Source organism: Maribacter cobaltidurans (assembly GCF_002269385.1).
Lineage (GTDB): Bacteria > Bacteroidota > Bacteroidia > Flavobacteriales > Flavobacteriaceae > Maribacter > Maribacter cobaltidurans.
The window spans coordinates 1,286,288-1,301,863 of record NZ_CP022957.1 but is presented as its reverse complement, the minus strand read 5'-3'; the positions used below and the strand labels follow the sequence as shown (position 1 = coordinate 1,301,863).

Sequence of the window (15,576 nt, the reverse complement as noted above, 5' to 3'; positions counted from 1 at the left end):
TTTTTGGCAACACCCTCAAAAGAATCGAATAGTGATGGTAAGCCTCAGGAGGCTTACCATCACTATTTTGGATTTAACCTCAATTCCTTTGCAAATTTATTTTGAATTCTTCTTGATTTGCCATACACGAACCGATGTACGGCAAACGAGTTAAATGCTGTTCAATGTTGCTAGGTTTGTTCAATAAAGTAAATCAACAAATACCAGTACTATGAAGCGCATATTTATCATGGACGACGATGGATTAAAGGAGTACGTTCCTGTAGAATCTCTCAAAAACAATCTAGCTCCAAAACTGGAGGATAAGGATAATGGAAATCAAACTGAAAATGAAATGTTGACTATTGCCGATTTGGTCAAGAAATTTAAAGTGACCAGGCCGACCATCTATTCCTGGATGGAAAAAGGGTTGCTCAAAAAGATACCTATTGGCGGACGTGTTCTATTTCATCCCAATGACATCAACGAGCTTATCGATCGGTTAAGGGGTATTTCTTCTTAGAAACAGATTGATGATCCAAAGTCAAAATAAAAAATGGATTTTATTAATCGGAGGTCACGAAGCAAGTTGTGTTTTTGTATACAAAAACTGCTCACTTTGTTCGCAAGCTTGTTGAAGATACTCCTCAATTCCTAAAATTATGGCACGGCCAAAAAAAGAAATTAGAGAGCTTAAAGCAATTCATATCAGTTTTAGAACTACAGTAGATAATTATCTCATTGTAGCTCATAATGCAGAATCTTACGGACTTTCAATCGCTGATTATATCCGGAAAAAAATTACCGGAAAACCTTTGCCTAGATATAAGGTCTCTCCTTATGAAAGAAAAATTTTTGTTGAGTTGAGTAGGATAGGTAACAATATTAACCAGTTGGCCATGAAAGTTCATTTAGGGCAGAACCAACCCGAAAAATTGACGGAACAACTTGTGGAATTACAAAGGGTGCTTTCCGATGTAAAACAAATTATGGTAAAATAAAGTCAAAACAGTTTGATTAAATTTTAGTAAAAAAAAAAGAAAAATAGCAATAATTGCTAATATTCTTCTAAATTTACTAAATGCAGCTCGCCGATTTTATCAAAAATAGATTGTCATTGGAAGAATATTCCTTCTCCCGTGATGAATATATGACTTATTCAGGGAAGGACGCAAATGCTATTGCAACGGATTTAGCCTATTTATCTGAGAAAGGGGAGATTTTTGCCTTAAGAAAAGGATTCTATCTTATCATACCGCCAAGATATTCAAAGTTGGGTGTTTTGCCATTGGAGCTTTATGTCAATAAATTATTTGAACATTTGGATAAGCCCTATTACATTGGTTTATACTCGGCAGCACAAATACATGGAGCAGCCCATCAACAGGTACAGACTGGATACATCATCACACAAAGTACTAGAATGTTGGATATCCATAAAAAAAATATAACCATAAATTTTTTTCTTACCTCTAATTGGCCTCAGGCCAATATTGTCCAAAAAAAATCGGATGCTGGTTATTTTAATGTTTCAGACCCGTTACTGACCATTGTAGATTTAATATACCACCAAAGAAAGTTAGGAGGAATAAATAGAATATTGGCAAACATCGAGGAACTTTTAGAAGAAGTTGAGTCAAGTGAAATGGATTCCTTATTGCAATGGTATCCGCATAAAAGTGTTTTACAACGGTTGGGTTTTTTGATCGATTATATAAACCCAGAAGAGAATTTGCGTGAGCCACTTCTTGCGCATTTGGAAAGACATGGGTTTTACCCTGTACTGTTGAATACATCGGATAAAATCAAACCAGGTGCAGTGGATAATAAATGGAAAGTGGATGTGAACTTAGCTCTAGAAAGCGATATATGATACCACGGCCCTACATAGCAGAATGGCAAGAACATGCTCCTTGGAAATCATTCGCCCAGATAGAGCAAGATTTGATTATAAGTCGTATGCTGGTTGCCATATTCTCCGATGATTTCTTATATGAAAACCTAGCTTTTAGAGGTGGTACGGCATTGCACAAGTTATACCTTAACCCAGCACCTCGGTATTCAGAAGATATTGATTTGGTTCAAATTAAGGAAGGACCCATTAAACCTATTATGGAAAGACTGGATCAGATTATAGATTTCTTTGAAGAGCCAAGAAAAACGCAAGTTAGAGGTCATGGCGCAAAAGCTCTATATCGATTTAACTCAGAGTATGAGAATATCCGTATGCGGGTTAAAATTGAAATCAATTGTCGAGAGCATTTTAATGTTCTTGACTGGGTTGAATTCCCATTCGAAGTTGAGAATACCTGGTTTACAGGCAGGACCAAAATAAGAACATATAGCATCAATGAACTTTTAGGAACTAAGTTACGGGCATTGTACCAACGAAGTAAAGGCCGCGATCTTTTTGATTTGGATTATTCGCGGACGCACATAAATTTGGAAACGGCTTCTATTATAGAATGTTTCAATGAATATATGGCCTTTTCGGTTGGAAAGCCACCAAGTCAAAAAGAGTTTTTACAAAATATTGAAGCTAAGGAAAATGATTCTGGTTTTACTGGGGACATGGAAGCCTTGTTGCGTCCTGAAATTGAATATGACCAAAAAGCAGCATTTAGATGGTTGAAAAATGAAATACTTAAAACCGAAGAATGATGTTCAACGAAGACTCCAGAGTAAAGATACCAGCGATTTTACATCTCACGCAGCTTGGGTATACGTATTTGTCCCTTAAGGAATCCAGCTGGGATGTGGAAACCAACATTTTTGCGGACATTTTCAAGACTTCGATTGAACGAATAAACCCGCATCTTGAAAGTCAAGATATTGAAAGGTTATATCAGGAAATAAGCCTTTCTCTTGACAATAATGATTTGGGCAAAGCCTTTTATAATATGTTGGGGCAACGTTCTGGGACTAAACTTTTGGATTTAGAGAATTTTGGAAACAATTCTTTCCATGTAGTAACAGAACTTACCTATAAAAATGGTGAGGATGAATTCCGGCCAGACGTTATTGTATTGATTAACGGTATGCCATTGGTTTTTATCGAAGTGAAAAAGCCAAACAATCGCGATGGGGTTTTGGATGAGCGGAGGCGAATTAAAAGAAGGTTTCAGAATAAAAAGTTCAAAAAGTTCGTGAATCTTACCCAGTTCATGATTTTCTCCAATAACATGGAGTATGACGACAATGAAATTGAGCCCTGGCAGGGTGCGTTTTACGCCTCCCCCTCCTATACCAATCCCATCTTTAATTATTTCAGGGAAGAAATTGGCTTCAACCTTTCCCAAGTTTTAAAACCTTTGGACCCCGACACTGAGGATTTTGTTTTAAGGGACACTAATTACCAAGCCATAAAAAACAGTCCAGAATTTTTAACCAACAAGAAACTGGATTCCCCAACAAATAGAATGCTCACTTCTTTGTTGAGCAGGGAAAGACTGGAATTCATGTTGCGCTATGCATTGGCCTATGTAAACGAGTACTCAGGTATTCAAAAACATATCATGCGTTACCCTCAGTTTTTTGCAACTATGGCCATTCAAGAAAAACTGGATAAAGGAATAAAAAAGGGAATCATTTGGCATACCCAAGGTAGTGGCAAAACGGCTCTTGCGTATTACAACACCCATTTTTTAACCGATTACTTTCAGGCCAAGAAGATTATTCCAAAGTTCTATTTTATAGTCGATAGGTTGGATTTGCTCACACAGGCTAGGGATGAGTTTACGGCGAGAGGTTTGAAGGTTCATACCGTAAACTCTAAACAGGAGTTTCTAAATGATTTAAAAACCACCACCGCTGTTTATAACGCCAAAGGTGTCCGTGAAATTTCTGTGGTAAATATCCAAAAGTTTCATGATGACAAAGATTTACGTATCAACCTTGACTATGATATTTCCATTCAGCGGATTTATTTTTTGGATGAAGTGCATCGCAGTTACGATCCAAAAGGTAGTTTCTTGGCCAATTTAGAACAGAGCGATAAAAATGCCATCAAAATCGGATTGACAGGAACACCTTTAATCGGGAGAGATTTGAAGTCCAAAGACTTGTTCGGTGATTATATCCATAAGTACTACTACAATAAATCCATAGCTGATGGCTACACTTTAAAGCTGATACGCGAAGACATAGAAACCGAATACCAAATAAAATTAAAGGCTGCGCTTGATTCCATTGATATAAAAAAAGGAGATACAGATAGAAAATTGGTGTATGCCCATCCCTCTTTTGTAGAACCTATGTTGGAATATATCGTCAACGACTTTGAAAAATTCAGGGTTCGTAACAATGATGGTAGTTTAGGGGGCATGGTTATATGCGACAGCAGCGAACAGGCGAGGGAATTGTTCAGGATTTTTAATGAGAAATTTGGTTCCGTGTTTAATAGTCTGCCAAAAGTCGCTGAAGAAGATACTACCTATGGTAATGAATGGTCTGCAAACTTTAAACCTAAAAAAGCAGGGCTTGTTTTGTACGATTCTGGATCAAAGGATGAATTGGCCGAACGCAGGGATCAATTTAAGTCTGGGAAAATTGACTTGCTTTTTGTTTATAATATGTTATTGACGGGTTTTGACGCCAAACGGCTAAAGAAACTGTATCTGGCAAGAGTAATAAAAAGCCATAATCTTTTGCAGGCATTGACCAGGGTAAATAGAACCTATAAAGATTACCGATATGGATATGTGGTTGATTTTGCCGATATATCCTTGGAGTTTGACAAGACCAACCGTGCCTATTTTGATGAGCTTCAAGAGGTATTGGGTGATGAGATGGAAAGCTATTCCAATCTCTTTATGTCCAAAGAAGAGATTGAAGTCAACATATCCGAAATAAAGGAGACTCTTGCCGATTATGAACTAAAGAATGCGGAGATTTTCTCCAGCCAAATTTCGGAAATACGTGATAGGGGTATCATGCTAAAAATCAAAAAGGCCTTAGAAGATGCCCGTTCCCTTTACAACGTTATTAGATTGACTGGGGAATATGATCTGTTGGAAAAATTGGATTTCCGTCAATTGGGACGATTGCGTATAATGGCGATAGACCATTTAGCATTGATTAACGCCAAACAAGCCTTGGAGCACAATGAAGAAATGGGCAACCTATTGAATATGGCTCTGGAGGATGTGGTATTTCTGTTCAAAAAAGTAGGGGAAGAAGAACTGATTCTGGCCGATAGACTAAAAGACATCCTAAGAAAAACGCGCGAAGGCCTTGCCAGTAATTTTGATACCAAAGACCCTGAATGGATTAGCCTATATGATGAATTAAAAAGACTTTTTGAAAATAAGAACCTAAGTGAGGTCACTCAGGAGGAAATGCAGCGGAATATGCATTCACTGAAAACCATTCATGAAAAAGTGAAGGAATTGAACCGGAAAAATGAGTTGCTGCGTGCTAAATACGAAGGTGATCAAAAATATGCCCGGGTTCAGAAACGGTTGTTGGAAGCAGGAAAACCTTCAAAAATTAGGACGGCAATAATCGAGGCCTTACAAAATATAAAGGAACAAGCTGATATGAGCATACTACAACGAAACAATACCTTGGACAATGAAGCATACTTTAAAAGGGAAGTGGCACGCTATGTAATGAAGTCATTCAACCAAAGTTTGACCACCGCTTTGGATTACGACACCGTAATTTTTATTAGTGACATCATTGTAAACGAATATATGAACGAGTATTATAACAGACCGGCATAATGACTGTAGAGAATACAACACAAACTAAAAAACTAATAGACAACCTAAAGGCTGTATGTGCCAGTTATGGTTTAGGGAATGATGGCAACGAGTTTAAGATCATCACCCAGGTGTTTTTGTACAAATACCTGAACGATAAATTCTCATATGAGTTAAAAAAAGTAAAGCCAAGTTTAACTAAAAGGGAAAAATGGCAATTGGCATTGAGTGAGATTGATGAAGGAGAATACAAACTACTACAGTTTGACTTGGAAAGTAATACGGCCTTTCTCTATCCACACCATGTGATTGAGTATTTATTCGATAGACAGAATGAACCTGAATTTGGTAAACTATTGGATGATACCCTTTTGGACATTGCCGCCAAAAACAATGATCTGTTTGCAGTAAATACCGATGGTGGTGCCAAAATCAGATTGTTTGATAGGGTCACTGAATTTATTTCGGATCCTACCAAACGGGATGCCTTTGCGAAGGCATTGTTGAATAAATTAGTGGATTTTAGTTTTGAGAATGTCATGACCGAAGGGTTTGATTTTTTCTCCACCATTTTTGAGTATCTGGTAAAAGATTATAACAATGACGCTGGGGGTAAATATGCTGAATACTATACTCCGCATGCCGTGGCCAAGATAATGGCTGCTATTTTAGTGCCAGAACCTGTTAAGAATGTGACCGTATATGATCCCAGTGCGGGATCGGGTACCTTGCTTATGAATCTAGCTCACGCCATAGGGCCAGATAAATGCACTGTATATTCTCAAGACATTTCGCAAAAATCCTCTACACTGCTACGATTAAACCTCGTGTTAAACAATTTGGTGCACAGTATTGAGAATGTTATCCAAGGTAATACCATGACAACCCCATATCATAAAGAGCACGGAGCTTTACGCAAGTTCGACTACATCGTCAGCAACCCGCCCTTTAAGCTGGACTTTAGCGATGATGTGGAAGAGTTGCAGAAGAAAGTAAATAAAGGTCGCTTTTTTGCGGGAATCCCCAACGTACCAAAAAAAGCCAAAGACAAAATGGCGATTTACTCGCTTTTTTTACAACACATCGCATATTCTTTGACCGAAACGGGGAAGGCAGCGGTAGTCGTACCTACAGGATTCTTAACGGCGCAAAGTGGTATTGATAAAAAAATACGTCAATACTTAGTTGATCATAAAATGTTGGCCGGAGCGGTAAGCATGCCCAGTAACATTTTTGCCACTACAGGCACAAATGTTTCCATTGTTTTTATGGACAAAAATAATGATGGAAAAGTGGTGTTTATTGACGCCAGCAATTTAGGCAAAACGGTAAAAGAAGGTAAAAATCAAAAAACGGTTTTAAACACTAAAGAGGAAGACCGTATTATAAACACCTTTATCAATAAAACAGAGGTGGATAATTTTTCCGTAGTGGTTGAATACGATGAAATCACTACTAAAAACTATAGTTTTAATGCAGGGCAATATTTTGAGGTAAAAATTGAATATGAAGATATTACTTTAGAAGATTTTACAACACTAAAAAACACTTTTCAAAGTAATCTGAAAGAACTATTCGCTGAAAGTGAAAAGTTAGAAAAGCAGATTCAAGAAAACTTTAAATTCTTGAATTATGAATAAACTAAATGATGCGGTTACTTATGTTAAAGAAAGAATGCCTCGTGAAGAGTTAAAACTTGAAACATATATTACAACAGATAATTTAAAACAAAACAAGGGGGGTAAAGAAAACGCAATCTCTCTTCCACCTTCAGGAAATACATTTCCTGCATATTCGAAGAATGATATTTTAATCGGAAACATTAGGCCATATTTAAGAAAGATATGGTTTGCAGACTCGTCAGGTGGACATTCTGCGGATGTATTAAATTTAAGGGTCAATAAGGGGATTTGTCCAAGGTTCATTTATTACAACTGCTTCCAAAATGAGTTTTTTGACCATATGATGAAGGGGTCGAAAGGTTCAAAAATGCCTCGGGGAGATAAGAATCAAATACTAACTTTTCCAATCCCAGATTATAGTTATAATTATCAACAACAAATCGCCAAAGTCTTATCCGATTTAGATAATAAAATTGAAGTCAATATCAAAATCAATATGGAGTTAGAAGCCATGGCCAAGTTGATTTATGATTATTGGTTTGTCCAGTTTGATTTTCCAAACAAAAATGGTAAACCCTATAAATCTTCTGGCGGTAAAATGGTTTATAATAAAGAATTGAAACTTGTTATTCCAGAAGGTTGGGAGGTTAAGCCATTAACCGAAGAAATGGACTTGCAATACGGCTTTCCGTTTAGCACAAAATTGTTTAATGAGGAAGAAAATGGTGTTCCTGTAATTAGAATTCGAGATATACAAAATGGTTCGATTTCATATCATTCAACCGAAGATGTTGATGAAAAATATAGACTTAACAAAGGTGATGTTTTGGTTGGAATGGATGGTAATTTTCATATCAACTACTGGAATCTTGAGAATTGCTATTTGAACCAACGGTGTTTAAGAATTAGGTCAAAATCCAACTCTATTTCTGAAATACAAGCTAGGTATATGATAGAACCATTTATAAAAGCAAGAGAGAAAAATGTTTCAAGAACAACCGTGGGCCATTTGAGTGCAAAAGACATTAATGATTTAAAAATAATTGTAGCACATCCTGAATTGCAGTCCAAGGCTAACAAACTTTTCAACTCAATTTTAAAGAAAATCATTTCTAGTAGAGAAGAAAACCAAAGACTGGGTGAACTTCGTGATTGGTTATTGCCCATGCTAATGAATGGCCAGATAAAGGTAGTGCAGACTGAAAAAGATACTTTAAAAGAGCTTTTCCCAGATGTTAATTTGTATGCTGAAGTGGCCGCCCTTCAGTTCCTTGACAAGAAGGCCAATAGTTTGTCTCATGGTAAAACGTATATCCAAAAGGCCATGAGCCATTTAAAAGACATTAAGAGGGAAAAAAGGTTAAAACATATAGAATTTGAAGAATACCATTGGGGCATGTTCTCTAAAACAGTAGCCAAAAGTATTGACAGTAATCCATTTCTTTATCAGGAAACCACCCCAAATGGCAAAAAAGTATACAAAGTAAAGGCCAACAAAATGAAGGAGCTTATAACATGGATGGCCTTACAAGAAAATCAAGGTTTTGTAAAATCCGTTGAAGAACTGATTGCTCTGTACCAAGAACCCTTAATTGGTAATGACATAGACAGGATAGAACTTTTAAATACGGTGCATCGCTGTATGACTAAGTTAAACTCCGATAAGTTAGTCGATATAAGAAAGGAAATGCAGGAATGGCCAATGAAAGAGAATAGTTATAAAAACAAAGCTGAGAAATTTACCGAGAACGAGACCTTGCATATGATTGGGTTTATTAAAGAGCTATTGGTGAAATGAGGATTGCGGCTATTTTTATTCCTCAGAATGGACTTCCATATATATTCGGAAAGGACCACCACGAAATAACACTAAATTTAGGAGGGCAGTTTATTTACGAGGTTGTCGAAACTACTCAAGGATATAAAATATTAAACAAAAAGGAGAATTCAGAATATATAGAAGGTTTTTGGTCGAAAAATATAAATAACATTTCTGCAATAGTAGGGGCAAATGGCTCAGGTAAATCGACCATATTGCAAATATTGAAAGAGGGTGGTTTTCCAGTAGTTGGCGAAGAAGATGGACAATCCCAAATATGTTGGCCTAAAGATGCCGGAATATTCATTTACTATACACCCTATTTAAGTGAGACAAGGGAAGAGTCTGAGCAGAGTTTTACCCAAAATATTTCAAAGCTATCTTACTTTAAACGGGACATCCCCAATGAGCCATTGGATTTCAACTCTTTTTGGGAATTACATAATTCTGAACAATTAAAAAGGATAATAACCTTTGTACGTTCAGATACTTTTTCTGATGAACTCAGAAACTTGAAAATCCCAAGCTTTGATAGGGTTAGGATACAAGTTCAAAAAATCTCTAAGGATGATTGGCAAACTTCAAGAAATTTCAGACCGTTTTTTGATTCTTTCAAAGAAATAAAAAATGCTCAAAGGACTCGTGAAGAAATAGAGTTGGCTAATGAGCTTGGAATAAGAACTAAGGAAGATTATGATGAAAACAAAGAATATACTAGTTTAATCAACAAGTTGAGATTAAAACTTGAAATTTTGGATGGAGTTATTTGTAAAGTCCATTCAATATTTGAGAATAGCGGAAATAAATATTTAGAAGAAGGTTTTATAGAAAATGAAATACATACGAGTGACCCTGAATTTGCCAAAATAGATACCTTAAAAGAAGCATTTTATTGGTTTATAGAAAACGCATTTATTAAAAAGAGTAGTCTTAGATTCCACCTGCCCATTAAACAAATAAAAAAACTAACAGAATTACTCCTAAAGGTAGCAGAAGAGGATGATGATATTGAGAATTGGACAATATTGACAGTGAATTTTGAAAATTGTTTTGAAATCATTGAATCTTATAAAGATTTCCTTCTTTCTTTCAAGGAAAAATTTAGTTACGATAAAAAAGCCATGTTAATATTTGAACCAGACATTAGGCTAAGTACCGGTGAAATGGCCATGTATGAACTTTTTTCAGTTTTACTTGACTTACAATATCGCTTGGAAAACAAAATTGATGATAGAATTTGGATGAAAGATGAATCCGAAGATATTCAAAACTATTATATTTTATTGGATGAGGCTGATTTAGGATTTCATCCCTCTTGGAAACGAATGTTTGTCAAATCCTTGGTGGGTATGATTCCTAAAATTTTTCCGGACAAAAATCTCCAAATAATCCTAACAACACATAGCCCTTTAAGTTTGTCAGATATTCCTAGTAATAACATGGTGCTACTGTCAAAAGATTTAACATCAGGAAATACAAAAGTAGCTTCGAATGATGATTCAAGGTTTAACTCGTTTGGAGCAAATATTAATGATTTATTGGCCAACTCTTTCTTTCTGGAAGACTATTTAATTGGAGATTTTGCCAAAGACAAAATAGAGGAAGTAGTGGACTGGATTAAGAAAAATAAGGAAAATGAGCAGTACAACAAGGAAGAGTATGAAAAGATGCAAAAAACAATTTCTATGATTGAGGAACCAGTCTTGCGAAACAAATTGGTCGAAATGTTAAGCGAAATTGAAATCAATGAAGATTTTATAAATGAAATGATAGCTAAAGAAACGGCATATTTAAGAAGTATTTTAAGAAGAGACAATGATTAGCCTAGACCCTATATCTACAAAAATCATATCTGCTAAAAAAGTACACCATGATAAGCTATTCTCCATAGTCAAACAAAGAGTAAATGCATTACCTGTATCAGAATTAAAGACTTTTTTGGCGGATTGGAGAATAAGTGCAGTTTTGACCGACCCGCCAGAATTTTTAGAAGAACATCACAACGATTTGCTGGATTATCTTACCCCTTACTCTTTGGTGGATTGGATAGAATTTTTAAGAATAAAAGGAATTAGATTAAGTAATAGAACTTATGGTGAACAAAACTTATTTGACCAATACAACAGTCTGGTTAATGATATAAGTTCAATTTTTAAATATACAGGAGGTTTTGCTAGGAAAGACAGCGTTTATTCGGCCTATGATTTGGCCGAATCTTTAGATATGCAGACATGTACGTACTGCAATCGAATCTACACAAAAACAGTTCGGAATCCTTCGAAAATTACGAGACCTGAATTTGATCATTGGTTTCCAAAAGAGACTTACCCAATACTTGCTCTGTCTTTTTATAACCTGATTCCCTCATGCCATGTTTGTAACAGTAGTGTGAAAGGAAATACGAGGATGAACCTTGGTGATTATATTCATCCTTATGTAGATAGTGACTTGAAATATAAGTTTAGTTATCGGATAAATAAATATAACGCATACAAATTCAAAATCGACAGGGTGGCAGGATCTAAAGAAGATGCTACCATTAAGGCATTTAAACTGGAAGAGATTTATGCCACCCATGAAGATGAAATTGAAGATCTAGTGAGACTAAGAAAGCTTTATTCCACTAGCTACTTAATTCAGTTGAAAAAATTGCTTGCCAAAACTGGTCAAGCTGTTTCAATGGAAGAGCTTTATCGTCTTGCCTTTGGAACATATATCAATGAAGTAGATTTTCACAAACGCCCCCTAAGTAAAATGAAGAAAGATATTCTAAAAGAATTAAATATTATCTAATGACCTTCCATGAAACCATTTTAAGTAAACTACTAGAGTATAGGGAGAATCATCCACATTTTAATTTTCTAATGCGTCAACGCGCTGGGGCTGGACAGCGATTTGAAAGTGGTCATTGGTTTCAAGGCAATGATGATTATGCTTTTGTTGGTTTAATCAATGCAAGTGGAGGCTCCAATAGAACTAGAAGCGTTGGTATATTGTTCTATCCAACTGATAATGGATATACCTGTAATCTAGAAGTAGTATATAACGAGGAAAAAGATGAAAACCTCATTGCAGCATATCAAGCTTTAATCCATCGAATTGGTCCTTTCAAAAAAATTACAGAAACTAAGTTTTCACTCCATATAGGAGAAGTTTCAAAAGATAATTTTTCAACTCTCTTTACATTCCTGGATCGTAATTACCAATCCATTACCCAAGAGTTTAGAAATCAGGGCAAAGAAAATGTATTGGTAAGTAATAAGAAGTTTGATAGTATGCTTTCAAGAATAAACGAAGTGAAGGCTTCTATCAGCTCGAAAACGCAAACAAATATACTAGCCTATTATTGTGTTGGCATTACTTTTAAGGATGGTGACAATGAAAATCAACTTTCAAGATTTAAAAAGGAAAACATATGGGAAAATGGTTATGGAGATAAAAATATCCAAATAGTCAAGGGAGTTAAGCCAGGGTCGATGATAGCTGCCAAAACGACTTATACCGAAGGAAAAAATGGCTCTACAGTTTCAGTATTAAAAATTCATGCAATTGGAAAAGTAATAGCAAACCCTGGAGATGGACATATATTGAAGGTCAAGTGGGAAGATAATTTAAATCCATTTGTCCTTTATGGAAAAGGTGGTTATCGAAGTACAATTTCACAGATAAGAAATCAAGAAACAATTGATTTAATTTTTAAAGTTAGAAAAGGAAATAGCCCTGATGAACTATATAAACTAAATATAAACGAAATGGCATTGAATCAAATTTTATATGGCCCACCGGGGACAGGTAAAACATATTCTACAAAGGAATTGGCTGTGCAGATTGCCAACCCAGCACTTTCAATTAAAAAGGACTTGGATAGTGTCCAAAAGCGGGAATTGATTTTGAGTGAGTATGATAGATTGTGTGAAGCAGGACAAATTGTATTTACCACCTTTCATCAATCATTTGGATATGAAGATTTTGTAGAAGGTATTAAACCTGTCACCACTGCTGACCAAAAACTTATTTATGATATAAAACCGGGTGTATTTAAGAAAGTTTGTAAAAAGGCAGAGGACAACTATCTAGATTTTAAGAAAGGGGGTGCCAACGAAATGGCGTTTGACGACGCTTTTGAAAAATTAAAGGAAGAATGGGAAGAAAATGAGGAAATAAAATTTCCCTTAAAAAGAGAGGGGTATGATTTCACTATCATAGGTTTTACAGAAAAATCAATCCAATTTAAAAAATCAAGTGGGGGAACAGACCATACTTTGAGTATCTCAACCTTAAGAGACGCTTATTATGGCACAAGAGAAATTAATGAGACGGGGGTTGGTATCTATTACCCCAGTATTTTAAAAAGGTTGAAAAGTTATGAGTCCGAAAATGATTCTTCTATAAAGTCATTTAAAAACTATGTTTTAATCATAGATGAAATCAATCGCGGAAATGTTTCTTCAATTTTTGGGGAATTAATTACACTGTTAGAGCCTGATAAAAGGTTGGGAGCTGATGAGGAAATACTTTTGAAATTACCATATTCTAAGGATGAAACATTTGGCGTACCTCCAAATCTTTATATCGTTGGCACAATGAATACTGCCGATAGAAGTGTGGAAGCTTTGGACACCGCCTTACGGAGACGGTTTATCTTTGAGGAAGTTATGCCCAAGCCCCAATTGTTGGAAAAAATCACATATGACGGCTTTAACCTTAAGGAGGTTTTGGAGACTATAAATGAACGTATCGAAGCCCTGTTGGATAGAGACCATACCATTGGTCATTCATACTTCATCAAATTAAAAAGTGGTGATGTGGATGGACTTTCACGTGTTTTTAAGAACAACATCATCCCATTATTACAAGAGTATTTTTACAACGATTACGAAAAAATCGCCTTGGTACTTGGCGAGGGTTTTGTAAAAGAGAAAGGTACAGGGAAGGTCAATTTCGCCCAAGTTAAAAATATAGATGTGCCGGAAAGTGAAGCAACTTACATATTACTTCCACAAATTGATGATATTGAAGCTGCTGTAGGCAGGTTACTGTATACATCTAATGAATAATCGAAAAAACATACTTCAGGTTTTTGAACATAGTAAGCTGCAAGTCGGACGGGAATATAATAATGTTCTTTTCGAAGAAAAGCACCTTAATGCTTTAGCTAAATTAAACCAGCTACATAACAATGAATATTTTACGCTACTCCATAAAGGCATTAAGTTTTCTCAATATGTCGGTGTAATTCAAATTGATGGTCTTACCATTGAGATTTTACCAAAAATTGACGGTGGATCAAACAATGAATCGCATTGGCAAAAGGTATTGATTAACATGCTTAGGACCACAAGACGATTAAAAGTCAATAAGGTGGGACAAGCCAAAGTTAGCAAACAGCAAATCCATTTGTTGGACATTTATTTTGAATGGTTTCTGAATGAAACACAACTATTGATAAGGCAAGGTCTCATAAGACAATACCGCACAAAAAAAGGAAACATAAAAGCCCTAAAAGGTAAATTGGTTTTTGCCGCACATTTAAATCACAATCTAATCCATAAAGAACGGTTCTATACTGAACATCAAGTGTATGATTATGACCATCAAATCCATCAAATTTTATCACAAGCACTTGACATCATCGGTCAATTTTCATCAGGTACTTATTTGTATTCCAAATGCAAACGAGTACAAGCAGCATTTCCCGATGTTTCCAATACCGCTGCAAATCTCCATACATTCGATAAACTGGTAAGCAATAGAAAAACAAAACCTTATGCGACTGCCCTTGAAATTGCGCGACTCATTATTTTGAACTTTGCTCCAAATATCTCAAATGGAAAGGAAAAGATGTTGGCTCTGCTTTTTGATATGAACAATTTGTGGGAGGAATATGTGTTAGCAAAACTGAAATCTGTTCACATAGATGGTCTTTCGGTAAAAGGTCAAGAATCGAAACCATTTTGGAATCGAATTAAGATTAGACCTGATATTGTTCTAAGAAAAGACAGCAAAACCTATGTGATAGATACTAAGTGGAAAAATATAGGTAGCAATAAACCTTCGACCAATGATTTACGCCAAATGTATGTCTATAATAAATATTGGGAATCTTCTCGGGCTTTGCTGCTTTACCCTTCCCTCATTACAGAAAAGCCAAATTTTATATCCTTTAAAAATGAAAAGCAAGAATGTGGCATAGGTAAGCTAAATATTCTTGAAGATGGTAATTTGAAAGATAATTGTGGTCAAGAAATAATAAACTGGCTAAATTGACAACTAAATCTTGATAATTTGAGCCGAATAACACTTCTAATCGGCTCACTGGAGAAAAAAAGTGATTCCAAACACCGCGAAAAATGTAGTTTGTTGCAAATGCATTTTAATGGCAAGATTATTTTATCCTACTTTTTAAGGAGTAATTTTTCGGAATGAAAAGTATTGTAAAATGCTGCAAAGAAGT

11 protein-coding genes are annotated in these 15,576 nt (G+C 35.6%); all 11 read left to right on the top strand.

Annotation, left to right across the window (positions count from 1 at the left end):
- Positions 1-211 precede the first annotated feature (211 nt).
- Positions 212-502, top strand: a complete 291-nt coding sequence (locus CJ263_RS05570) for a helix-turn-helix domain-containing protein (protein WP_094996352.1) — start codon at positions 212-214, stop codon at positions 500-502.
- A gap of 139 nt (positions 503-641) precedes the next feature.
- Complete coding sequence (locus CJ263_RS05565) at positions 642-980, top strand: plasmid mobilization protein (protein ID WP_094996351.1); 339 nt, start codon at positions 642-644, stop codon at positions 978-980.
- A gap of 80 nt (positions 981-1,060) precedes the next feature.
- Positions 1,061-1,852: a type IV toxin-antitoxin system AbiEi family antitoxin domain-containing protein gene (locus CJ263_RS05560; protein ID WP_094996350.1), complete on the top strand. Its 792-nt coding sequence runs from the start codon at positions 1,061-1,063 to the stop codon at positions 1,850-1,852.
- A complete protein-coding gene (locus CJ263_RS05555) occupies positions 1,849-2,640 on the top strand; it encodes a nucleotidyl transferase AbiEii/AbiGii toxin family protein (RefSeq protein ID WP_094996349.1) in 792 nt (263 codons plus the stop codon). The genes CJ263_RS05560 and CJ263_RS05555 overlap by 4 nt, the downstream gene beginning before the upstream one ends.
- On the top strand, positions 2,637-5,702 hold the full coding sequence (locus CJ263_RS05550) for a type I restriction endonuclease subunit R (RefSeq protein ID WP_094996348.1): 3,066 nt from the start codon (positions 2,637-2,639) through the stop codon (positions 5,700-5,702). The genes CJ263_RS05555 and CJ263_RS05550 overlap by 4 nt, the downstream gene beginning before the upstream one ends.
- Positions 5,702-7,321: an HsdM family class I SAM-dependent methyltransferase gene (locus CJ263_RS05545; protein ID WP_199768161.1), complete on the top strand. Its 1,620-nt coding sequence runs from the start codon at positions 5,702-5,704 to the stop codon at positions 7,319-7,321. Before CJ263_RS05550 ends, CJ263_RS05545 begins: the two co-directional genes overlap by 1 nt.
- Positions 7,314-9,101, top strand: a complete 1,788-nt coding sequence (locus CJ263_RS05540; protein ID WP_094996346.1) for a restriction endonuclease subunit S — start codon at positions 7,314-7,316, stop codon at positions 9,099-9,101. Before CJ263_RS05545 ends, CJ263_RS05540 begins: the two co-directional genes overlap by 8 nt.
- On the top strand, positions 9,098-10,945 hold the full coding sequence (locus CJ263_RS05535; protein WP_094996345.1) for an AAA family ATPase: 1,848 nt from the start codon (positions 9,098-9,100) through the stop codon (positions 10,943-10,945). Before CJ263_RS05540 ends, CJ263_RS05535 begins: the two co-directional genes overlap by 4 nt.
- Positions 10,938-11,915, top strand: a complete 978-nt coding sequence (locus CJ263_RS05530; protein ID WP_094996344.1) for a hypothetical protein — start codon at positions 10,938-10,940, stop codon at positions 11,913-11,915. The genes CJ263_RS05535 and CJ263_RS05530 overlap by 8 nt, the downstream gene beginning before the upstream one ends.
- Positions 11,915-14,179 carry an McrB family protein gene (locus tag CJ263_RS05525; RefSeq protein ID WP_094996343.1) on the top strand — a complete coding sequence of 755 codons (2,265 nt, stop codon included), beginning with the start codon at positions 11,915-11,917 and terminating at the stop codon, positions 14,177-14,179. Before CJ263_RS05530 ends, CJ263_RS05525 begins: the two co-directional genes overlap by 1 nt.
- Positions 14,172-15,389 (top strand): McrC family protein, encoded by a 1,218-nt coding sequence (locus tag CJ263_RS05520; protein WP_094996342.1) that lies wholly within the window; start codon positions 14,172-14,174, stop codon positions 15,387-15,389. Before CJ263_RS05525 ends, CJ263_RS05520 begins: the two co-directional genes overlap by 8 nt.
- Positions 15,390-15,576 lie beyond the last annotated feature (187 nt).